Origin of the sequence: Pseudomonas sp. 7P_10.2_Bac1, from assembly GCF_025465935.1 — a bacterium.
Classification (GTDB): domain Bacteria; phylum Pseudomonadota; class Gammaproteobacteria; order Pseudomonadales; family Pseudomonadaceae; genus Aquipseudomonas.
In genome coordinates, this window is record NZ_JANLNV010000079.1 from 36,582 (window position 1) to 58,995 (window position 22,414).

Below are 22,414 nucleotides of genomic sequence, written 5' to 3' on the forward strand. Positions count from 1 at the left end.
TGGCCCTTTTCCCGAGATTTCGTCATGACTGACAGCCTGCTCACAATTCCCTGCACCACCCTCAGCGGCGAGCAAAAGACCCTGGCGGATTACTCGGGTAAGGCGGTGCTGGTGGTCAATACCGCCAGCAAATGCGGCTTTACACCACAGTACCAAGGCCTTGAGGCGCTGTGGCAGCGCTACAAGGACCAGGGGCTGGTGATTCTTGGCTTCCCGTGTAATCAGTTCGGCAAGCAGGAGCCGGGCGATGAGGCTGCGATTTCCGAGTTTTGCGAGTTGAATTTTGGCGTGACCTTCCCGCTGTTCAAAAAGGTCGAGGTCAACGGCAGTCAGGCACACCCGCTATTCGTTGAGTTGAAAAAGCGCGCCCCGGGAGTGTTGGGTTCACAGGGCATCAAGTGGAATTTCACCAAGTTCCTGATCGGTCCGGATGGCAAGGTCCAGCGCTACGCCCCCGCGACCAAGCCACAAGCGTTAAAGGCAGACATCGAGAAACTGCTCAAATAATGGCTGCAGGAGCGAGCTTTTGATCTGTAAAAGATCGCGAGGGTAGCTCGCTCCTGCAACTATCTGCGCTTATTGATCTTTTATGGGTACCCAGCTTTCCAGCAGCGCCGCCAGCTCTTCTCGGCGGAACGGCTTGGCCAGGTAGTCATTCATCCCCGCCGCACGGCAACGTTCCCGTTCTTCCGGCATGGCGTTAGCCGTTAAGGCGACGATCGGCAAGTCTGGCCAGCGGCCGCTGTCACGAATCCGGCGGCTAGTCTCATAGCCATCCATCACCGGCATGTTGCAGTCCATCAGCACCAGATCAAAGTCGCTGTGCTCCAGTTGGCCCAAGGCCTCACCGCCATGGGCGGCAATCACGACGTCACAGCCCAGCTTGCTCAGCATGCCTTTGGCTACTAACTGGTTGACCGGGTTGTCTTCGACCAGAAGAATCCGCGCGCGATGGGATACCGGTGGGGCAATGACTGGGATGCGGGGGCTTTCGTCGTCCTCTTTTTGCAACAGATGTTGCACCGACTGATACAGCGCCAGGCGCGACAGGGGGCGGGCCTTTTGATGCAGCGGGGCGAGGGCGTTGACTTGCTCGCCAGGCATAAAGTTGCCGTAGGCGGTGACCAGCAGAATAGGCGCGCAGATGGCCGGCCGCAGCTCGCCCAAACACTCCGAGCAATCAGTAATCAGCAACTGGGTGTCGACACCTTCCAGGGATTGACCGAGCGAGTAGCGCACGTATTCCAGGCCCCATAAGGGTAAATAGTTGCTGAGCAATTCGCTGAGCCCGCTGCTCGAGGCGCTCACGGCAATGACGCGTCCCGTCAGTGGTTTGAAGGCGATGGCAGGGGTGTGGCAGGGCAATGGCAACTCGGCGCAGAACTGGCTGCCAAAGCCTATCTCGGAACTGATGGTCAGCCGCCCTTGCATGGCCTCACACAGGCTGCGGGTCAGCGCCAGGCCCAGGCCCGTGCCGCCAAACTGGCGGGTGATACCTGCGCCCGCCTGGGTGAAGGGGCGGAATATACGGGCTTGCGCTTCTTGGGCGATACCAATGCCGGTGTCACACACTTCGATGCGTACGTTGTCGCCTTGCAGACTCAAGCGCACATCGACACGCCCAAAACGGGTGAATTTGAGCGCGTTGGATAACAGGTTGCTGACGATTTGTCGCACCCGCGTCGGATCGCCCAGCACCAGCACCGGGAAAGCCGGATCGATCAGGCAGGTCAGTTCGACGCTGGGGGCAGCGTTCTGCGAGAGCAGTTTGGCGGTGTCTTCAATGAGTGTGCCGAGGTCGAATGCAATGTGTTCCAGTTCCAATTGACCCGCGTCGAATTTGGACAGGTCGAGAATGTCATTGAGCAATTCGACCAGCACTTTGCCCGAGTCGTGGGCAATGGACAGTTGCTGATGCTGCTCGGCGTTCAGCGGGCCGTCCAGGCTCAGGGCGAGCATGCCCAGCAGACCATTCAAGGGTGTGCGTATCTCGTGGCTCATGTTGGCCAGAAATGCGGCCCTGGCCTGGGCCATTTCCAGGGCGGTGCTGCGGGCGGCTTCGAGCTCTTCATTGGACTGGCTCAACCGGGTATTGATGGCTTCAAGCTCCTGAGTGCGGGCCGAAACAATGTTTTCCAGTTGTGCCAAGTACTCGGTCAGGCGGTTTTCGGCCGCACGGCGGTGCTCTATTTCTCGGGTGACGGCATCGAACTGTTGATTGGTGGCGTCGACCAAAACACCAATCTCGTCGTCTTTATGGCCCGGTGGGCATTGGACGCGTGAAGGGTTCGGATCGCCGGGCTTGGTGTTGCTCAGCTCACCGATGACGCGCACAAGCGGGCGCGTCAGCATGACGTAGAAAAGCCCCAGCAGAATAAAGGTGAGTAAAAAACTGCGGACAAAACCACTGAGCAACGTCACCTCGGCGCGTTGCAAAAAGCGCGCGCCAAATGGGTAGGTGTCCACCTCAAGGTGTAGCTCGCCCACGCTTTGCTCAGGCAAGTGATTGAAATACAAGCGGTCATCGAAGCTGCGGGTGTCACCAAACAAAAAATCGCTCAGGGCGCGATAACGTCCGCCTTCAGGGGCGTCGCTGACAAGTGCGAGGATGTTTTTGTCGTTGTCGCTGATTTTCGCACCAGTGATGGCGGGCGAACGCAGCAGCCCCATGGCCAGTTCTTGGGCGAGCTCGGTGTCGAGGTTGTAGGCGATACGTGATGCTGGGTTGTGGCTGATGTCCAGCAGGGATTGGATTTCCCGGTTGATGGCAGCGTTTTCACTGGCATAATCGATGCCGATTTGCACCAGGCTAAGCATTGTCCCCAGAGCAAAACCGACCAGCACTGTCAGTCTTGCTTGCTTGAAAGACAGGCGATGGGTGAATTTTATGTCCATTGGGAGCTGCACCTGTTTCCATTCCCTTACCGCCCGCAAGAATAGTCGATGTGTGGGGTAACTTGTTGGTAGACGTGCGGTTTTTTCAAATTGCAGACATGTCTTGCAACACGAAGGAACGTTCAACGCTCGCCGCGTGAATGCGCTATCGCTGTGTATCCGTTTGTGGAGATGAGATGGATTCTAAATTGAGTGCTTTTCTGGAGCGGGCCGAGGCTGTTCTTGCTCGTCTTGAGCCTTTGTTGCCGGCAACGCGACAGACGATTGAGTGGGACAACTGCCTGGCCGCCCGGTGGCAGCGTGATGGACGTTCGGGGTATTTGTTGCCGCTGGACGTGAGCCTGGAGATGCGGCTGTCTGACCTGATCGGTGTCGATAACCAACGCGATCAACTGGGCCGCAATACCCAGCAGTTTCTGGATGGGCTGCCGGCCAACCACGCCCTGTTGTGGGGCTCGCGCGGCACCGGCAAGTCTTCGTTGATTCGCGCTTTGCTCGCCGAATACGCGGGGGCAGGTTTGCGACTCATTGAAATCGAGCGTGATCAACTTGCGGACCTGCCGCGGGTGGTCGAGCAACTCCAGGGTTTGCCACACCGTTTTGTGCTGTTTTGCGATGACTTGTCGTTTGAGTCGGGCGAGAGCGATTACCGCGTGCTGAAAAGCGTGCTGGATGGCTCGCTGGAACAGGCGCCGGATAACGTCCTGCTTTACGCCACGTCGAACCGTCGGCACCTGGTGCCCGAGAAGGAAAGTGATAACGAGAACTGGAAAAACGTCGATGGCGAGCTGCACCCCAGCGAAGCCGTGGAAGACAAGATTGCCTTGTCCGACCGTTTCGGGCTCTGGTTATCGTTTTATCCGTTTACCCAAGAACATTACCTGAACGTGGTTGAACACTGGATTGACGTGCTGGCCAGCAAGGCCGGGCTGCAGTGGCAACGCGATCAGGCGCTGGATATTTTGGCCGTGCGCTGGGCAACCGGGCGCGGCAATCGTAATGGCCGCTGTGCTTATCAGTTCGCGCGCTACTGGGTGGGTTTGAAATTGTTGGAGCAAACGAATGATTGATTTAAACGCCACGGGTGCTGGCCTGGACGGTTACGCACTACTGAAGGCTCAACTTGAGTCGTTGCTGGCGGATGAGCGGGACTTTATTGCCAACGCCTCACAGTTTTCCGCGTTTTTGTTTAACCAGTTGGACGACTTGAACTGGGCGGGTTTTTACCTCAATCGCAATGAAGAACTGGTGCTCGGTCCCTTCCAGGGGCAGATCGCCTGCGTGCGCATTCCGTTCGGCCGTGGCGTATGCGGCACGGCAGCGGCCAGCCGGCAAACCCAGCGGGTTGAAGATGTGCACACGTTTGCCGGCCATATTGCCTGCGACAGCGCCTCCAACAGCGAGCTGGTGGTGCCCTTGGTCAAGGACGGCCGCCTGATAGGTGTGTTGGACCTGGACAGCCCGAGCATCGGCCGCTTCACCGAGCAGGACCAGCAAGGTATTGAAGAGCTGGCCGCGATTTTCTTGCGTTTGAGCGAGTGTTGATCGCCGCCATATCGGTCAATTGATGCCGGCCTTGAGCATCAGCGCATCGACATCGACCGTGTCGATTTGCTGCGGTTCAAGGTATTGCCTGGCGTACGGCATGAATACCTGCTCGCGCATGAACAGTTCAAACAGTGGTGGATCAATGTGCCCGTCGTGGCACATGCCTGCCATGATCGTCAGCGCTTCATTCAACGTCTTGCCGCGTTTGTAAGGGCGATCCGAGGCTGTCAGGGCTTCAAAAATATCCGCAATGGCCATCATCCGAGCAGGCAGGCTCATCTCTTCCCGATTCAGGCGTTTGGGATAGCCCATGCCGTCCATGCGCTCATGATGCCCGCCCGCCATTTCGGCAATGTTGCCCAAGTAACTGGGGAAGGGCAGCCGGCTGAGCATCAGGATGGTCTGGACGATGTGGTGGTTGATGATATAACGCTCCTCGCTGGTCAATGTGCCGCGGGTGATGCTCAGGTTGTAGAGTTCGCCACGATTGAATTTGCAGGGCGGCACATCCAGCTTGAACCCCCATGGATTGTCACTGGCGATCAGTTCGGACTCGGCGCGGGTGAACACGTGCTCAGGCTTGTCTGCCAACAGCGTTTCGGTCACCGGCAAGGGCTGCGCTTCACGAATGGCCTGGCGTTTGTTTTCTTCCCAGGAAACACCCAGTCGATCATCCAGGGTTCGGCTCCAGGTGTGCCCGGCGATCGCTCGCAAACGCCCCAGATCGGCCTCGGCCATGGCCTCGCCACCGAGGTTGCAGCGCGCGACAAAGGCAAAGTCGTCATCCAGCGCGGCCAGACGGGCGTCACGCTGTTCGGCCAGTTGTTGAGCGATGCCCCCCGTGGCCAAGGCCTGCCAATAGTCGATCCATGCATCGCGCTTGAGCACCTCAAAGCGCGTGCGGATTTCGTGGATGCGGTCGTACAGGGTTTCGAGCTTGGTGGCTTTGTCGACCACGTATTCAGGGGTCGTGACTTTGCCGCAATCGTGTAGCCAAGCCGCAATGTACAAACCTTCCCACTCTTCCTCGGTGGGGTTGTACTGGGCGAATTGCGGGGCCTGGCTCTGTTCGGCAGCCTTGGCCAGCATAAAGGTCAGTTCCGGGACACGTTGGCAATGGCCGCCGGTGTACGGACTTTTCGCGTCAATGGCTCCGGCCAGCAATTGAATAAAGGCATTGAGCAATTGCTTCTGGCGTTCTTGCAGGCGCTGGCTTTCAATCGACACCGCCGCGGCCCCGGACACCGCCTTGATAAACGCAATGCGCTCCAGGCTGAGTGGCTTCTGGCGTCTGCCGGTGTTGCTGTTGTTCAGGATCAGGGCCAGCACCCCTACGGTTTCGCCATGTCGGTTGTGCAATCGAATACTGATCACATGGATGCTCAGGCTGTCGAGCTCGGCCATGATGGGTCCCAGTTCGCCCGCGTGTTCAAGGTCGAGTGTGCAGACCACGCTGTCCTGGCCTGCCTTGAGCGCGCTTAGCCATGCCGGGGCTTGGTCGTCCGTGGGATGGATGAAGCCTGGCGCCAGAGTGCTGAGGTTTTGCGTCTGGTCATTGATGATCAACCCTTTGAGTTCCAGGTTGTCACTATCGTTTTCAGTCAGGTAGATCAACCCCGCCTGGGCTTGAGCGATCTTGATCATTTCTACCAGTACGGACTGCAGCAAAGGTTCAAACCGGGTATGCGCCGAGAGGCTGGCGGTGATCTCGAAGAAACTGGCGAGGGTTTCTTTCATGTGCCGCATGGATTCGGCCAGTTGCTGGATCTCCAGCACCGGAGAGCGTTGTTGCACCGGGTAATTGAAATCGAAGCTGCGAATCGCGTTGGCTTCGCGTACCAGGCCCTTCAAGGGTCTGACGAGCATGCGTGAGGTCAGCCAGCCCAGTGGCAGGCACAACAGCAATAAGGCCAGCGCCACCAATGCGCCTTCCCAGCGTAGCCGATAAGCATCGGCCAGCAGTTCGTCCTCGGGCACCATGAGCGCCAATTGCAGACCATTGGAACCACCATCGTCCACGTTGGCCTGTGACACGATCCATTGGCGTTGGCCGTCATTGAGGTGGTGGTTAGCGTCTGCGCCCTGGTTGATCAGGCGTTCAAGCGCCGGATGAAGTGACGTCACCGCGGGCAGTTGATCGGCGCCGGTGAGCAATTTACTGGTGTCCGGATACGCCACGGCTTGCCCGCTGGCATCGAACAGAACGATTTGCGTGCTGGGTGTGATTGTGTGCCTGGCGAGGGTGCGGGAGAGTTCAGACAAGGTCAGGTCGGCGGCGATCACCGTCTTGGACGAGCTGCGTTTGGACAGGGTGGTGCCGATTTCCTCTGTCGTGAAAAACAGATACGGGCTGGTGGTGGAGTGATCGATACTGCCGTGGCTTGGGATAAACCAGCTGCGATCACGCGGATCGTAGTTGTTATTAAGGGTGCTGTGTTGTGCCAGTAATGTCAGCGTCTCATCAAAAAAAAGCTTGGTCGATTCGGCCCCTTGTGGTCTGCCCGAGCGTTGTACGGTCCATACCTCATAGGCGGCCTGGTCTGGCGCTTTCTGTCGTTTTTTGATCGCGTCGGTACGCAGCGGACGGACCTGGAAAAAGTTACCCTGGCTGTCTCCTATATACAGCGCAGACAAGGCCGAATTGTCTTTGAGTGCTTGCACAAAGGTTGGCAGCAACTGCAGTCGAGCGTCGAATTGATCGGTCTGTACGGCCGGATTACGTGCCAGCAGGTTCAGCGTATTGCGCAGCGGCTGGTAGGTCTTCAGCAGGTCCTGCTGTACATCCTGCTCGATCTGATTAAACAGCTTCTGGCTGCTGTCGAGGATGATGCGGGTGTTTTGCCGGTAGTTGAAAACACCCAGTGCCACGCCCATCAGTAGCAGCAGAAAAGTGAACACCACACTGATGTGAACATGCAGCGGGAACAAACGCTGACTGGCGGGCATAGTTAAAGGCATGGCATGACTCCGCAAGTCTCAGGGTGCTGGTGCCTGTAAGCATAGTAAAGCCCCAGCCAAGCTGCCTGCGGAGTCGCCCTTTAAAGCAAAAAATATTTCAGGTATGCGCGGCCCACCGGGCCAGTTCGCGCAACAGTGCTTGCTCGAGTGTACGCATAGCGTGCTGCACCTCCTCACTGCGCGCCTGAAGAGTGGCCTGGCCGGCGTGTTCGAGCTGCTCGCACTGGCTGATCAGTTGGTCTGCCCCGACGATGCGTGCAGCTCCCTTGATGCGGTGCGCAATGGCGGCGAAGGGTTCCAGACCCTCCTCGACATTCAATTCGTTCAGCGCCTTGAGGTCCAGTCGGTTACTGCGCACAAGCTCTTCGAGTAGCAATTTGACGCGCTTGTCATCGTGGCCGGCAAGGGAGTGCAGACTGTCAATATTGAAGATGTCTGGGGTTGCCGGCTGTGGCTCAAGCGCCGCCAGGCGCTGGCTCAGTAAGGTCAGGCTGATGGGTTTGAACAGGCAGTCATTCATCCCGGCCTCCAGGCAGCGCAGGCGCTCTTCGGGTTGAGCGTTGGCCGTAAAGCCGAGGATGGTGCATGGCACGCGGTCTGAGGTCTGTTCACAACGGCGGATGGAGCGTGTCAGGTCGTAGCCATTCATGATGGGCATGTTGCAGTCTGCAATGACCAGATCGAAGGCGCCGTCTGCCCACAGTTCCAGGCCGACCGCGCCGTTGTGCGCGGTGATGAAGTGGTGCCCCAGAAAGCTCAATTGCTGGCACATCAGCAAACGATTGGCTGGATGGTCATCGACCACCAGCACGTTCAACGCGCGGGCAGCGGGTGGAATAGCCGGTTCTGGTGTCGGGGCTTGTACACAAGGTTCGAGTGTCTTGACGATGAGCCTGATGTGAATCTGCGTTCCAACGTCGGGCTGGCTGTTCAGGGTGAGGGTGCCGCCCATCATTTGGCAGAGGCTGCGGCAAATCACCAGCCCCAGGCCTGCACCGCTGAGTGCCAGTTGCCCATTGTTTTCTGCCTGGGCAAAGGGTTCGAACAAACGGGCCTGATTGAGGGCACTGATGCCAATGCCGGTGTCGATCACGTTCAACAGCAGCTCGACCTCGTCCGCAATGTCGGTTTCCAGCATCTTCAGTTCCAGCGTGACGTGGCCACGCTCGGTGAACTTGATCGCATTACTGATCAGGTTGGTCATGATCTGCTTGAAGCGCAATGGGTCAATCAGCACATCGGGCGGGTTGTCTGCCGGACTGAATATCAGCACCAAATTCAGATTTTTTTGCCGGGCCAGGCCATCAAACACGCGCACCACCGAGTTGGCCAGTTCGCGCAGGTTCACCCGTTCCGAGCTGAGGTTGAGCCGCCCGGATTCAATGCGTGCAATGTCGAGAATGTCGCCGATCAGCTCCAGCAGGTCTTTGGCCGAGTTGTAGGCGACTTCAATGGAAGGGCGCTCCAGATGGCCCTGGTCGGCGCGCCTGAGTGTCAGTTCAAGCATGCCGATGACGGCGTTCATCGGGGTGCGGATCTCATGGCTCATGGTCGCCAGAAAAGTACTTTTGGCCCGGTTGGCATCATCCGCGAGCTCCTTGGCGGTGCGCAGTTCATCCATCAACTGACGCCGATCACTGATGTCGATCCAACCGCCGATAATGCCTTGGACTTCGCCCAATGAGTCCCGGTAGGGCAGGATCCAATGGTAAATGGTCTGGGTTTTCCCTCCGATATGCAGCGGGCGATCAACGATCAGCGGGGTGCCCTCGCGCATCACGCGCTGGTAATCGGCCTCGTAGTCATGGGCTTCATGTTCATTGTTGAGCAGGCTTTGGGTCTGCATCACGTTTTTGCCGATCACGTCTTCGCGTTTGGCTGAAAAAGCCTGCAGGTAGCTGTCGTTACAGGTTTGCAGAATGCCGGCGCGGTCACGGACATAAATGGGGTGCGGTGTGCCATTGACCAGTGCGCTCATGAATTCGAACTGATCGCTGAGTGCGCGTTCGGCCTTTTTCCGCTGGTTGATCTGGCGCCGCATGTAGCCGTTCCAGGCCAGTGACAGCAACAGCAGCAGGCTGGTACCAATAATGATCTGGTAAATCAGGCGGTGGTAATTGCGCCAATAACTGTCGGACGCCGGGACATACCCGCGCCAGCGACTATTGATTACCCCCAGTTCGTCCGGGCCGATGCTCAGCAGCGCTTTATTGAGAATCGAACTGAGCTCGGGGGCGTCTCGGGCTGTGGCGAGGGAGAACATGGCAGGTTGAGTGCCCAGGGTGGTGCTGATCTGCAAACGGTCTTGAAACAGTTGCGAGGCCAACAGGTAGTTGGCGATGACCAGTGTATTGACTGCACCTTCGACCTTGCCATCGGCCAGTAGCTCAGTGGCCTGGTAGATATCATCTGTTTCTACCAGGGTGATAAGCGGGTGTTCGGTGCGCAGGAAGTCGACCAACGGATTGCCCTGGGTCAAGGCCAGGCGCTTGCCCGCCAGTTGATCGAGGCTGGTGGGTTGATCCGCTCCTTTGAGACTTAGCAAGACAAAGGAGTTTTCGAGATAGGGGCGACTGAAGGCCAATGCGCTTTCGCGTGCAGTGGACGGGCTGATGACGGAAATGATGTCGGTTTCGTGTTGCTGCACGCGTTGGATCATGCTGCTGAGGCTGCGCTCGCGCTGGATGTCGAAGCGTAACCCGGTGCGCAGGCGAATCACTTCCAGCAGGTCTGCGGTAATGCCGCGGAAATTGCCGTTAGCGTCAAAAAAAGTCAGTGGCGCCAGGGTTTCGTTGACCGCCACTTTGACCACCGGATGGTTGTGTAGCCAGCGTTCTTCACGTTCTGTGAGTTGCAGCTTTTGATCGGTCAGCAGTAGATCGCTGCCGGCGCTCCAGCGTTTGGCAATGCTTTCTCGCTCGCTGTTGGGAACGGCGAGCAGAGTAGCGTTGATGATGTCGAGCAATGGCTGATTGTCGCGGCGCACGGCAAAGCTGAAGCCGTAGGCCTCATGCTTGCCGAAATTAGCCATTTTGATGTTCTTCAAATAACCCTTGTTGATCATGTAATGGGTCGAGACGGTGTCCCCCAAAAACACATCGGCCTGATCGAACGCCACCGCATTAATTGCGTTTTGGTACGAGGGGTAAGACTGGATGATGGCTTTGGGGTAAAGCGCCTTGATCTCATCCAGTGGCAGGTAGTGATAGACCATGCTTAAACGCAGGCCGGCCAGCCCGTGAGAGAGAGGCCGGGTCTCTCCCTCACGGGTTACCAGTACCGGCTGGTCGATGGCGTAGGGTGCAGATAGCAGCAGCTTCTGATTGGCCGCCTCAAAACCGTTCGAGGTGCCAAGGAGGTCGATGCTACCGTCCTCCAGAGCCTGGATGGCGGCGTCGCGTGAAGGGAAGCGTTTGATCTGGATCGATACATTCAGTGCTTTAGCGAGGATGCCGGCGTAGTCAGCGGTAAGGCCTTCGAAATCCTGACCACTGGTGGTCATGTCAAAAGGTGGATAGTCGGGGGCAGACGCTCCCAGTTGTAATACACGCTTTTCTTGTAGCCAGTAACGCTGTTGTTTATCCAGCGCAACGTCCATGTGATAGGTGCCCGAACGGCTGAGCAGGGGAAAGCTTTCTGTTTTGGGCTGCTCGGCGAAAACGGGTACACACAGGAAGAGTCCTGTGAGCAGAGAGAGGTAATAAGTTAACCGCATGGGCATCCTGTTTTTCACACTAAGGCGTTGCGTTTAGCCAGTTCAATGAGGTCGACCAATGAGCTGGCTTTTAGTTTTTGCATGAGCCGTTTTTTATAAGTGCTCACGGTTTTATTGCTGAGAAACATGCCGGTGGCGATCTCCTTGTTTGTTTTGCCCTGTGCGAAGAGCTTCAACACCATGAGTTCCCGGTCGTTGACTAATTTGAACAGCTCAAGCTCCGAAGAGTTGTGACCCTCCAGATTTTCAGGAGTCAATGCTTGGCTAGGGAAGTAATTGTAGCCAGAGAATACAGCCTTAATTGCACTGACAAGTTCGCTAAGTTCCTCTTGTTTACACACGTAGCCAGCCGCACCTGACTGCATGCAGCGCATGGCGAAGAGGGCGGGCGATTGGGCCGTCAAAACCAGGGTTTTCAGGGTTGAGTTCATTGCATTAAAGCGTGCCAGTACTTCCAGGCCATCGAGTTTGGGAATGCTGATATCGAGAATGACCAGGTCAGGGACACATTCGCGAATCATTTGCATAGCATCTACGCCATTGTCAGTTTCACCGACTATTTCATAACCTTCATGTTCTAACAACATACGAATAGCCAGCCTGATTACTGGATGATCGTCGACAATAAAAATTGTGTTCATATTAAATTCCCATAAAGAGCTGCATAGAAAGCGCGCACCTTAGCTCAGATATATGGGCGGGGACACGAAGTGATCAGCCTACAAACGTAGTATGGGAATATTCCTACATTAAATAAGGCGCAGGCTCACGAAATATTTGAGTGGTAGCGGCGGTTTAATATCGAGCTGAATCGTTTGATTGGTGTTTTATAGTTAGCGTGTTTATGTATTCCTATTCAAATTAGGATTTTCCCTACAAATCGTTCTGTTTTTATTGGGTGATCTTTTTGCGTAGTAATGCATTTGCGAGCACAGCCTTTTGGGCTTGATTTGGCCGGTTTATTGTTTAAACAGATTGCAAGGGTGAGCGCCGTCTGGATCGTTGACCGGGTCCGAACGACAATTCGAGACCCGGCTTACACGAGGGAGGTTGCAGCTCAAACGGGGCTTGAGCGACCGGTCATTTCCTTGGCCATTTCGGTGGCATAGCTATCGGTCATGCCCGCAATGAAGTCGATGATGCGCATGAACGAGCGATGCAAAGTCCAGTTTGGCTCCGGAGCGTTGTTGCCGAGCAAATCGAGAATGCGTCGGTTCTTGAACGACAAGGTCTTTTGGCCATGCTGCTCCAGGGCGGCCCCGCAAAAGGCGTTCAGCAGGATTTCCAGCGTGGTGTAGGCGCCGATTTCATGCAGGGTCTTGCGTTTGTCCTGGAAGATTTTTTTGCGCGCCATATTTTTCGCGTCCAGCACGCAACGCTTGGCCGTGCCGTGCATGTGTTCAACCAGATCACCAGGCAGTGTGCCTGCCAGCAAGGCATCCTGTTGCTCGACAAAAGCGCGGGCGGCGGCATTGGTCAGGTGCTCAATGGCCTTGCCTCGCAAAATGGCCAGTTTGCGCCGTTGAGAATCCAGGGGGCCGAGTTGGCGATAGGTCTCGGGCAAATCATCACCTACCAGGTTCAGCAGCAGAGACTCGACCTCGGCATACTGCAGCAGGTCCATCTCCAGGCCGTCTTCCAGATCGATCAAGGCATAGCAGATGTCGTCAGCGGCCTCCATCAGGTACACCAGAGGATGGCGTGCCCAGCGTTGCTCCTCGATTTGCGGCAGCCCCAACTTGTGGGCAATGGCTTCGAGCAAGTGCAGTTCGCTTTGATAGCAACCGAACTTGTGTTTCTTGTAACCCAACGAGTCAGCGTGCCGGGCGGTCCACGGGTATTTGAGGAAGGTACCGAGTGTGGCGTGGGTGAGCCGGGTGCCGCCGTCGAATTGATGGTACTCAAGCTGTGTCAGCACGCGGAAACCTTGGGCGTTACCTTCAAAGTTCAAGAAATCATTTCGCTCGGCGTCACTCATGTCATCCAGCCAGCCTTTGGCGGCGGCTTGTTGGAACCAGTGGCGGATGGCATCTTCGCCGGAATGGCCGAAAGGTGGATTGCCGATGTCATGGGCCAGGCAGGCAGATTGCACCACCATGCCCAGATCGGCGGGGTCACACCACTCGGGCAAGGCGCTGCGAATGGTTTCGCCGACACGCATGCCCAGCGAGCGGCCAACACAACTGACCTCCAGCGAGTGAGTGAGGCGGGTGTGAATGTGATCGTTACTGCTGACCGGATGCACCTGGGTTTTGCGCCCCAGTCGGCGAAAGGCGCCTGAAAAAATGATCCGGTCGTGATCTTTGTGAAAAGGACTGCGCCCGAGCTCTTCGGGGCTGTAGTGAGGTTTTCCCAGACGTTCGCGGTTAAGCAGGGTTTGCCAATCCAAGGCGCAGCGCTCCATTGATGACTGAAGACGCAGCTTCTCGCTTCACGCGGGTTGGTGCAAGGTGTGGTTGTCGGTGTTGAGGAGCGAGAGGATAGCTGCGAAGTGGCTGTTCCCGTTTTAGTGCAAGCCGCGTCGGCGCTGCAATAAAACGGGAACAGATCCTGGGGTGGCGACTACGGCTTGCGTGCTGAACCCTGGATGACCATTTTGATCAGCGGCAACAGCCCGGTCGCCAGGCCGACCAGACGGGAAACACCGCCCACGCCTTTGCTCTTGGTGCCTTTACCGGTCAGAAAACCCAGCACGCTGACCACTGCCACACCCCATAGCGGTGCGTGCCTGATGCCCAGGTGTTCCTTCCAGTTAGTGGTGACCCCACGCATCTTGTGCAAAGGCTCCAGCAACTGTTGCGATTCATGACGGATTTCCTGGCGATGCATTTCCATGCGCAGGCGGATCAACATTTTGCGCATTTCACGGCGCGAAGTGTTATTCGGCATTTCAGGCAGGCTCATGGCATCAAACGCTCGCGGTCTTTGGCCAGCTCTTCAAGCGTGGCGTTGAAAGGAGAGGACTCATCGAACACTGCCGCTTTGAGACGCAAGCCGCAGAAAATAGCCGCCAGCGTGTAAAACACGCAAAGCCCGATGATACCGGGCAGGCGGTAACTGTCCCAAAGCACGATCAATATCAGTGCAGACAGGCCAATCAGCAGCAGCAATGCAAACACCAGCGCCAGCCCGGCAAACAGCAGCAGGCTGACGGTGCGTGCTTTTTGCTCCTGCAGTTCGATGCCCAGCAACTCGACGTGGCTGTGCAGCAAGCCCAGGAACGCGGCACCCAGGCGCCGCGGTGAGGAACGAGGGGAGCCGGATTCTTCTGTCATATCAGCGCCGGGTAGCCAACAGGCCAATCAGAAAGCCCACCCCGGCAGCAATGCCAACCGATTGCCACGGATTCGTCTGAACATAATCTTCGGCAGCAGAGACTGCGGCCTCACCCCGTTCTTGCAAGGATTCCTTGGCGTCTTCCAGCGAAGCGCGAGCTTTCTTCAGGCTCAGCTTGATCTGGTCGCGCACTTCATCGGCCTGGTCGCCGGCCAGAAACGCACTGTGCTCCAGCAGACGTTCGGTGTCGTTGACCAAGGCCTGGAAATCGGCCTTGAGGATTTCTTGAGCATTCTTTGCTGTTATGCGGGCCATGATTATCTCCGTGAGTGGCTTCTTGATGGTTCGAGTGTAGGCATTCGCTGAAGGTTCAGTACTTTTCTTCGCATCGCATCAATGTGCGGTTCTGCCAATGCCCCTGGAAGGGTTAACCCTAACTGAAAGAAACCTTACCTTAAATTATTCGTCTTCGCGGGGGAAAACCGGCGTATCCAAAGGTTCGCTACGCTGCAGACAACCTTCCAGCAAGTGATAGCGGTTATGGCGCACCTCATCGACTCGATGGCGTACCGTTTTTTCTGGCAGCCCGAGTAATATCAGGGCATGGGAGGCCAGCATCAAGCTGGACTCCAGCAGTTCGGGCACCACTTCAGTGGCGCCCGCCACTTTGAGTGCCGTGAGCTGGCTGTCGTCGCGGGTCCTGACCAGAATAGGCACGTCCAGAGTAATGAGTCGGGCTTCTTTGAGCACACTCATCGCGATGTCGGTGTTGTCCACGGCAATCACCAGCAACCGTGCGCGATCCAGCCCCACCGCCCGAAGCAGGTCGCCACGACGGGCATCGCCATAATGCACGGTGTTTTCGGTTTTGTTGGCCTTCTGGATTTGGTCCGGATCGTAGTCCAGCGCAATAAAGTCCTGTTTTTCACGGTGCAGGAATCGCCCGATGGACTGGCCGACCCGACCGTAGCCACAGATCACCACATGCCCATGCAGTTCAGCACTTTGTTCTGAGATCTTTTCCAGCTCGGCCTCTTCGTTCGAGGTGTGGTGCAGGCTCGCCGCGATGCGGGGGGCGGCGCGAAGCAGCAGGGGCGTCAGCAGCATGGAGCAGAACGTGGCCGCCAGTAAGTAAGGCGCGTACTCAGAAGGGATCAGCGCGTTGAGTTGCATTTGTGCCATCAGCGCGAAACAGAATTCGCCGCCTTGGGCCAAAGCCAGGCCGCTACGCCATGCCGTCTCGCCATCGCTGCCTCGCAGCTTGACCAGGACCGCCATGACACACCCTTTGATCAGCATTAGAACCAAGGTTAGGCCCAGGATCAAAAAGCCGTGGTGCAGGAACAATTGCAGGTCGATGAGCATGCCGATGCTGACGAAGAACAGCCCCAGCAGTATGTCGCGGAAGGGGCGAATGTCGGCTTCGATCTGGTGCCGATAATGGCTTTCACCCAGCAACATGCCCGCCAGGAAGGCACCGAGCGCCGGAGACAAGCCCAGTAAATGGGTCAACCAGGCTGTGACCAGGACGATCACCAGCGCCAGTAGTACAAACAGTTCGGCTGAACGCGAGGCTGCCACTTCGTGAAACAGCCGCGGCAGCACCAGGCGACTGGTGATCAGCAGACCCACGAACAAAATCACGGTTTTGCCCAAGGTGATGGGCAGCGCCCAATACCAGGCCTGCTCGCTACTGCCGGCAAACACCGGCACCAGCGTCAGCAGCAACACGGCAACCACGTCCTGGAACAGCAACACACCAATCGCGTTCTGGCCGTGGGAGCTGAAAATCTCCCCCAGGCTGGTCAGCTCTTTGCTGACGATGGCGGTGGACGACAGGGCCAACCCGGCCCCCAGTAGAAAGGCGCTGTTCGCCGACATGCCAAAGGCCAGCAGCAGCCCACCCAGCACGGCGGCGGTGCAGATTACTTGCAAGCTACCGAGGCCAAAGACCACACGGCGCAGCTTGAGCATCTTGGGCAGTGAAAACTCCAATCCCAGGGAGAACAGCAAAAACACCACCCCCAACTCGCCGAGGTCCGGCAGGTCCGGGCTGTTATTGACCCAGTTAAGCGCTGTCGGGCCGATAAACAGGCCGACGCACAGATACCCCAGCACCGGTGGCAGTTGCAAGCGTCGAAACAGAGCAATGACCACCAGTGACGAGGCAAGAATGATTAATAGATTGGCAAACACTAGGCGTTTCCTTTACTCATTTCTCAAGCGGTGAGCACTCTGTAGTCGCTGTCGAGGCACGGAACTGCGCAGCGGTCGTGGAAGGGCTGCAAGAGCACGCCAGTACATAGCGTAGTCGCAAGCACTGCTGTAACGCGATTGCTCTGATGAGTCTGGCTACCGAGGCAGTGTCGACGTGTCCGGGCAAGGCTCTTAAACTAAGCGCTCACCCTACACAGGTTGATGACCATGCTTCCCGAATGTCAGTTGCTCGGCACCTTGGGTTGCCATCTGTGCGAACTGGCCGAAGACGTCGTAATGCCGTTGGTGCTGGAGTACGGCTTGCTGGTTGAGCTGATTGATATCGCCGACAGTGAAGACGCCGTTGAAGCCTACGGCTTGCGCATCCCCGTGTTGCGCCGCGTCGATACCGGCGCTGAACTGGACTGGCCGTTTGATACAGAGCAGGTGACTCACTTTCTGCTATAGCTTGCGGCGCACTGTGCGTGATAATCGCGGGCTGCTTTTCTTGCCCAGAGTTTTTTATGTCGACTCAGCTTTTCAACGCCGCCGAGCATCAAGCCAGCACTTTGTTTCTGCCGCCGGGTGATTGGCCAACAGTGCTTGAGTGTTTATGCGAGCATTTTCGGGCCATCAGCCGTGAGCAATGGCTGGACCGATTCGCCCGCGGCCGCGTGCTGGACGCATACGGAGCGCCGATCAGCCCGCTGCTGGCGTACAAGGAAGGCCTGCGTATTCACTATTTTCGCGAAGTGCCCAACGAAACCCCTATCCCGGTCCAAGAAACCATTCTCTACGCCGATGAGCATCTGGTAGTAGCAGACAAACCGCATTTTCTGCCGGTGACCCCGGCTGGCGAGTACGTCGAGCAAACCTTGCTGCGTCGTTTGATCCGCACGCTGGACAACCCGAATCTGGTGCCCTTGCACCGGATCGACCGGCACACGGCGGGACTGGTGTTGTTCTCGGCCAACCCGGCCAGTCGTTCGGCGTATCAGTCGTTGTTTCCCACGCGCAAAATTGAAAAACGCTACGAAGCGATTGCACGCGCCTTGCCTGAGCTTGAGTTGCCGTTGGTGCACAAAAGCCGTTTGGTGGATGGCGAGCCTTTTTTCCGCATGCAAGAAGGGCCGGGTGCCAGCAACACCGAAACCCGCGTTGAAGTGTGTGAGAAAAATGGCGATTTGTGGCGTTACGGGCTCTACCCGGTGACCGGCAAAAAACATCAGTTGCGGGTGCACATGGCGGCGCTGGGAGCTGGGATTTGCAACGACCCGTTCTATCCCGAGGTGATCAAGGACGCGGTGGATGACTACGCCAGGCCGCTGAAGCTTTTGGCCCAGGGTTTGCGTTTTGCTGACCCGCTGACGGGCGAAGAGCGCGTTTTTGAGAGCTGCATTTCCCTGGACTGGTAAGGGTCTGGTTGATGCACGCCGATTGAGTCTAAAAGACCGGATCAAGAGGACTGTTGCCAGTATGAAACTGATCAGTCAGATTCAGGCTAAAAGGTCTGATCAAGGAACGAAATGCCTGCTTAAGTCGTTGAAATAGCAAGATTGTCTGACAAAAACAAAGATGAAAAACTCTTCATAAACACCCCGCTCGAAGATTGATAGTTTCCACGTCGCTGCCCAATCATTCGAGTTCTAATAATGAATAACAAAATGCTCAAAAGCGCTTTGGCGCTTTCCGTTGCTTTTGCCTCAACTCAACTGTTCGCCGGTGGTTTCTCCCTCAACGAACAAAGTGTCAGCAGCATGGGGACCGGTTTTGCCGGCCGTTCCTCTTCTGCCGATGACGCCAGTACCGTATATGGCAACCCCGCCGGTATGGCCCGCCTCAAGCACAACGAAGTCAGCTTCGGTGCCACCTACCTTGATGCCAAAAGCGATATCAAGGACGCCAGTTCCACGCAGTTTGGCGCTGAAAACCCGGGTACCAACAAGGGTGATATGGTGCCCGGTATCGGCGTGCCGTTCGGTTACCTGGTGACCCCGATCGACGAGCACTGGGCGTTTGGTCTGGGCATTTATGCCCCGTTTGGCCTTATCACCGATTATGAGCACAGTTTCCAGGGCAATGGCTTTGGCAACAAAAGCAAGGTTCAAGTCACCACGATCCAGCCGACAGTCAGCTATGCCTTCAACGACAAAGTGTCGGTGGGCTTTGGCCCGACCTTCAACCGCCTCACGGGCGAGCTGGACTCCCAGGTGCCAGCGTTTGGTCTGGGCTCAGAAAACGTCAAGATCAAAGGTGACGACAACGCCACAGGCTTCAACGCCGGCCTGTTGGTGCAGGCGCTGGACAGTACCCGCATTGGTGTGACCTACCACTCGCAAGTGGTTTACCACCTGACCGGTAACACCAACGCCTCGGGTGTTCTTACGGACCTGGTGGACGGTGGACCGCAGCGTTATGGCGCGAAGCTGAACATCACCACGCCGTCCTCGGTGGACTTCTCCGTCACTCACCAGCTCAACGATGACTGGACCCTGTATGCGGGCAGTACCTACACGCGCTGGAGCCAGTTGAAGAAAATCACCGTCAATAACTCGGGTGTATCCGACGCTGCTGCCGAGTTGGCCGGGCTGAACTCCATCACCGAAGTTCAGAACTGGCACGACACGTGGTCGCACGCCATCGGCGCTGCGTACCGGGTCAATAAACAACTGGTTCTGCGCACCGGTTTCACGGTGGACCAGACCCCAACCAACAACACTGACCGCTCGGTACGTATTCCTACGGGTGACCGTACGGTCTTCAGCGTGGGTGCGGGGTGGACGCCAGTGGATAACCTGACCTTTGATGTCGCTTACTCCTACCTCAAGGAGCAGCCGATCAAGGTCCGTGATAGCTTGCCAGCGTTAGGGCTGACCTATGACGCGAAGTATGAGAACAGTGCCAACGGTTTTGGTGGCTCGGTGACCTACCGCTTCTGATCGTGCAGTACACCTAACCTGTGTTTTTACATCCGCGTTAAACAACAAAACCCGCACATGGCGGGTTTTGTTTTTTAAAGTCCGAAAGCCAAGGCTTACAGCTCTTTAACGGTGCGCACCTGGTCTTTGTTGATGCGAGTTTCTTTACCGTCCAGTTGTTTGAACTGGTAAAAACCCGACGAAGAGTCGTACTTAGGGGCGTCAACAGTCTGAATTTCACGGCCGTCGTTGAGCGTGATCACGCTTGGCGAGGAGCAACCAGCGAGGGCGGCCAGGCCAGCAGTGAGCATAAGAGCGGCCAGAGTCCGATGAGTCATGTTTATCTCCAACAAATAGAGGTGCTGTTATTAATCACTGTCCTTGAGACGTATACATCGCCCCCAAGTTCCTTGGCGAGCCACAAGAACAGCACGTTAGATTAGATGAGCAGGTCAGCGGTGTTGAAGTTGCTTAACCGTGAATCATTCTGCGGGCATTGTACGGGCTGTGCATTGAGCTGCAGCATGATTTTTTTCGGGCTACGTTCGCCTGTGTGCCAGGCCGCTTCGAACATCGCAGCAAGGGCGGTTGGAATCACGCAGAACAAGGGCTCCCAGTGCTCGCCCTGACGTAACATGACCGGTTGATCCGGTGTGAGCGCGGCAGCCCGAAGCAGGGCCTTGAGCAACTCGCCATCGACCCTGGGCACATCGCATGGCAGCACCAGCAAATGGGAATGCCGGGCCACTGCCAGCCCCGCCCGAATGCCCGCCAACGGCCCGGCAAAATCGTCGTTGTCATCGCTGACCAACTGATCGGCATACACGGCGTAGCGATCGTGATTGCGATTGCAGGAAATGATCAAGTCGTCCGTGAGCGGTCGTGCAACCCGCTGCACATAAGCAATCAACGGCTGCTCGTGCCACAGCACCAGGCCTTTGTCCTGACCGCCCATGCGCTGGCCCTGACCTCCGGCCAGCAGCAGGATCGAACTGTGAAACGCACGCATGGGTTTACCCCGCTCAGCCAGGCAAAAAACAAGGGCGTGATATAACATCCAAGTGTTTTTCCCACAACTGGACCCCGTTTATGAAAGCCAAGGTTGATGCGCCTTTCGTCCCTTTGAACATTGCGGTGTTAACCGTCAGCGATACCCGGACCCTTGAAACCGACACTTCCGGGCAAGTCTTTGTCGATCGCCTGAGCGAGGCAGGGCACCATTTGGCCGCGCGGGTATTGCTCAAGGATGACCTGTATAAAATTCGCGCTCAGGTCGCCACCTGGATTGCCGATGATGAAGTGCAGGTGGTGCTGATCACCGGCGGTACAGGTTTTACAGCGCGTGACAGTACACCAGAGGCCGTGAGCTGTTTGCTGGATAAACAGGTAGATGGTTTTGGTGAGCTGTTCCGCCAGATTTCGGTGGCTGATATCGGTACCTCGACCGTGCAATCACGCGCCTTGGCCGGTTTGTCCAATGGCACGCTGGTGTGCTGTCTGCCGGGCTCCACCAATGCCGTGCGTACGGGATGGGATGGCATCCTGGCCGAGCAACTGGACTCGCGTCATCGCCCTTGCAACTTTGTCGCGCACTTGAAGCAGGCACCGGCCTGTGAAACCCGTGGATAAGCCGGGGCGCACAGGTGAGTTGATGCCTGTTGAGGTGGCGCTGGCGCAACTGTTGGCGCTGGCTGAAGCCGCCCCGATCGTTGAGAGCGAGTCGGTGGCCCTGGCTGACGGCGATGGGCGTGTGCTGGCCGAGGACCTGGTGGCCAGCCTCGATTTACCACCGTGGCCGAACAGCGCCATGGATGGCTACGCACTCAACCTGGCCGACTGGTCGGGTGAGCCGCTACCGGTGAGCCAGCGGATTTTTGCCGGGCAAGCGCCTGAGCCTTTGCAGCCGGGCACATGCGCGCGCATCTTCACGGGCGCGCCGGTCCCGCAGGGCGCCGATTGCGTTGAAATGCAGGAAAACGCTCAAGTGCAGGCCGATGATCGGGTGCTGTTCACCGAAGCGTTGTCGGTGGGTCAGAACATTCGTCCTCAGGGGCAGGAAACTACAGCAGGCGAAACCGTGTTGTCTGCGGGGACGCGTCTTGGACCTATTGAACAAGGGCTGGCGGCCTCGCTGGGGGCTGCCACGCTTAAGGTGATTCGTCGGGTCCGGGTGGCGGTGCTGTCGACTGGGGATGAGCTGGTCGAACCGGGCCAGCCGCTGGGGCCGGGGCAGATCTACAACAGTAATCGTGTGGTGTTGTGCAGTTGGTTGCAGCGCATGGGCTGCGAGGTGATCGACGCCGGGATCTTGCCCGACGACCTGCCCGAGACGCGGCAACGCTTGGCGGAACTGGGCGCGGTTGACCTGATCTTGTCCACCGGCGGTGTTTCGGTGGGCGAGGCGGACTTTTTGGGGATTGCGTTGCGTGAAGAGGGTGAACTGGCCCTGTGGAAACTGGCGATCAAACCCGGAAAACCCCTGACCTTCGGTCATTTTCGCGGTGTGCCGGTGATTGGCTTGCCGGGTAACCCGGCCTCGACTCTGGTGACCTTTGCCTTGCTGGCCCGGCCTTACTTGTTGCGTCGTCAAGGCGTGCAAGAAGTTGCGCCGTTGAAATTTCAAGTGCCGGCCGGATTCGTTTGGGCCAAGCCGGGCAATCGCCGTGAATACCTGCGTGGCCGACTGGATCAAGGCCGGGCAATCATTTACAAAAACCAGAGCTCAGGCGTTTTACGCAGTGCCGCCTGGGCCGAAGGGCTGGTTGAAGTGCTTGAAGGCAGCACGCTGGTCGAAGGCGATTGGGTCGGTTTTATCCCGCTAAGCGAAGTGCTGGGCTAATTCCCTCAAACCGCCAGGAGGGGCCGCCCCGTCTTCGAGCAGGGCATGACTGTAGTCGCTGACGAGGTA

The 22,414-nt window shown here is 57.1% G+C and carries 19 protein-coding genes; 8 read left to right on the forward strand and 11 right to left on the reverse strand.

Annotated elements, in window-relative coordinates; genetic code table 11:
- The first annotated feature begins 24 nt into the window (after window positions 1-24).
- Window positions 25-507: a glutathione peroxidase gene (locus NTD86_RS16755; protein ID WP_262203829.1), complete on the forward strand. Its 483-nt coding sequence runs from the start codon at window positions 25-27 to the stop codon at window positions 505-507.
- Window positions 508-576: 69 nt separating this feature from the next.
- On the opposite strand, the gene NTD86_RS16760 is transcribed toward NTD86_RS16755, so the two are convergent.
- Window positions 577-2,895 (reverse strand): ATP-binding protein, encoded by a 2,319-nt coding sequence (locus tag NTD86_RS16760; RefSeq protein ID WP_262203831.1) that lies wholly within the window; start codon window positions 2,893-2,895, stop codon window positions 577-579.
- Between the two features lie 176 nt (window positions 2,896-3,071).
- Here NTD86_RS16760 and NTD86_RS16765 point away from each other — a divergent pair, with 176 nt between their 5' ends.
- Both NTD86_RS16765 and NTD86_RS16770 read left to right on the forward strand, forming a co-directional pair.
- Window positions 3,072-3,965, forward strand: coding sequence for an ATP-binding protein (locus NTD86_RS16765; protein ID WP_262203832.1), 894 nt, complete (start codon window positions 3,072-3,074; stop codon window positions 3,963-3,965).
- Entirely contained in the window at window positions 3,958-4,440 is a 483-nt protein-coding gene (locus tag NTD86_RS16770; protein WP_262203833.1) for a GAF domain-containing protein, read from the forward strand. The genes NTD86_RS16765 and NTD86_RS16770 overlap by 8 nt, the downstream gene beginning before the upstream one ends.
- Before the next feature lie 15 nt (window positions 4,441-4,455).
- Here the strand turns inward: NTD86_RS16770 and NTD86_RS16775 are convergent, their stop codons facing one another.
- The 8 genes from NTD86_RS16775 to NTD86_RS16810 form a co-directional block, all read right to left on the reverse strand.
- Entirely contained in the window at window positions 4,456-7,401 is a 2,946-nt protein-coding gene (locus tag NTD86_RS16775) for an HD domain-containing phosphohydrolase (RefSeq protein WP_262203834.1), read from the reverse strand.
- Window positions 7,402-7,498: 97 nt separating this feature from the next.
- On the reverse strand, window positions 7,499-11,122 hold the full coding sequence (locus tag NTD86_RS16780; protein ID WP_262203836.1) for a transporter substrate-binding domain-containing protein: 3,624 nt from the start codon (window positions 11,120-11,122) through the stop codon (window positions 7,499-7,501).
- Between the two features lie 8 nt (window positions 11,123-11,130).
- Window positions 11,131-11,757, reverse strand: coding sequence for a response regulator transcription factor (locus NTD86_RS16785; RefSeq protein WP_262203838.1), 627 nt, complete (start codon window positions 11,755-11,757; stop codon window positions 11,131-11,133).
- A gap of 416 nt (window positions 11,758-12,173) precedes the next feature.
- Window positions 12,174-13,505, reverse strand: coding sequence for a deoxyguanosinetriphosphate triphosphohydrolase (locus tag NTD86_RS16790; protein WP_262203840.1), 1,332 nt, complete (start codon window positions 13,503-13,505; stop codon window positions 12,174-12,176).
- A 173-nt stretch (window positions 13,506-13,678) separates the two neighbouring features.
- Window positions 13,679-14,020, reverse strand: coding sequence for a hypothetical protein (locus tag NTD86_RS16795; protein ID WP_262203841.1), 342 nt, complete (start codon window positions 14,018-14,020; stop codon window positions 13,679-13,681).
- Window positions 14,017-14,391 (reverse strand): phage holin family protein, encoded by a 375-nt coding sequence (locus NTD86_RS16800; RefSeq protein ID WP_262203843.1) that lies wholly within the window; start codon window positions 14,389-14,391, stop codon window positions 14,017-14,019. The genes NTD86_RS16795 and NTD86_RS16800 overlap by 4 nt, the downstream gene beginning before the upstream one ends.
- A gap of 1 nt (window position 14,392) precedes the next feature.
- On the reverse strand, window positions 14,393-14,707 hold the full coding sequence (locus tag NTD86_RS16805; protein ID WP_262203845.1) for a YqjD family protein: 315 nt from the start codon (window positions 14,705-14,707) through the stop codon (window positions 14,393-14,395).
- Window positions 14,708-14,851: 144 nt separating this feature from the next.
- Window positions 14,852-16,588, reverse strand: a complete 1,737-nt coding sequence (locus NTD86_RS16810) for a cation:proton antiporter (RefSeq protein ID WP_262203846.1) — start codon at window positions 16,586-16,588, stop codon at window positions 14,852-14,854.
- 228 nt (window positions 16,589-16,816) lie between these two features.
- Here NTD86_RS16810 and NTD86_RS16815 point away from each other — a divergent pair, with 228 nt between their 5' ends.
- From NTD86_RS16815 to NTD86_RS16825, 3 genes are all read left to right on the forward strand, one after another.
- Entirely contained in the window at window positions 16,817-17,056 is a 240-nt protein-coding gene (locus NTD86_RS16815; RefSeq protein WP_262203847.1) for a glutaredoxin family protein, read from the forward strand.
- Window positions 17,057-17,112: 56 nt separating this feature from the next.
- Window positions 17,113-18,003 carry a pseudouridine synthase gene (locus NTD86_RS16820; RefSeq protein ID WP_262203848.1) on the forward strand — a complete coding sequence of 297 codons (891 nt, stop codon included), beginning with the start codon at window positions 17,113-17,115 and terminating at the stop codon, window positions 18,001-18,003.
- 237 nt (window positions 18,004-18,240) lie between these two features.
- Window positions 18,241-19,527 (forward strand): OmpP1/FadL family transporter, encoded by a 1,287-nt coding sequence (locus NTD86_RS16825; protein WP_262203849.1) that lies wholly within the window; start codon window positions 18,241-18,243, stop codon window positions 19,525-19,527.
- A 95-nt stretch (window positions 19,528-19,622) separates the two neighbouring features.
- On the opposite strand, the gene NTD86_RS16830 is transcribed toward NTD86_RS16825, so the two are convergent.
- Window positions 19,623-19,844, reverse strand: a complete 222-nt coding sequence (locus tag NTD86_RS16830; RefSeq protein ID WP_048368724.1) for a YgdI/YgdR family lipoprotein — start codon at window positions 19,842-19,844, stop codon at window positions 19,623-19,625.
- Between the two features lie 101 nt (window positions 19,845-19,945).
- Window positions 19,946-20,515 carry a molybdenum cofactor guanylyltransferase MobA gene (gene mobA, locus NTD86_RS16835; RefSeq protein WP_262203850.1) on the reverse strand — a complete coding sequence of 190 codons (570 nt, stop codon included), beginning with the start codon at window positions 20,513-20,515 and terminating at the stop codon, window positions 19,946-19,948.
- A gap of 80 nt (window positions 20,516-20,595) precedes the next feature.
- On the opposite strand from mobA, the gene moaB reads away from it, so the two are divergent.
- Entirely contained in the window at window positions 20,596-21,135 is a 540-nt protein-coding gene (gene moaB / locus NTD86_RS16840; protein WP_262203852.1) for a molybdenum cofactor biosynthesis protein B, read from the forward strand.
- The gene (glp, locus tag NTD86_RS16845) at window positions 21,119-22,345 is read left to right on the forward strand and encodes a gephyrin-like molybdotransferase Glp (RefSeq protein ID WP_262203855.1); all 1,227 of its coding nucleotides are present in this window, start codon (window positions 21,119-21,121) and stop codon (window positions 22,343-22,345) included. The genes moaB and glp overlap by 17 nt, the downstream gene beginning before the upstream one ends.
- The last annotated feature ends 69 nt before the right edge of the window (window positions 22,346-22,414 follow it).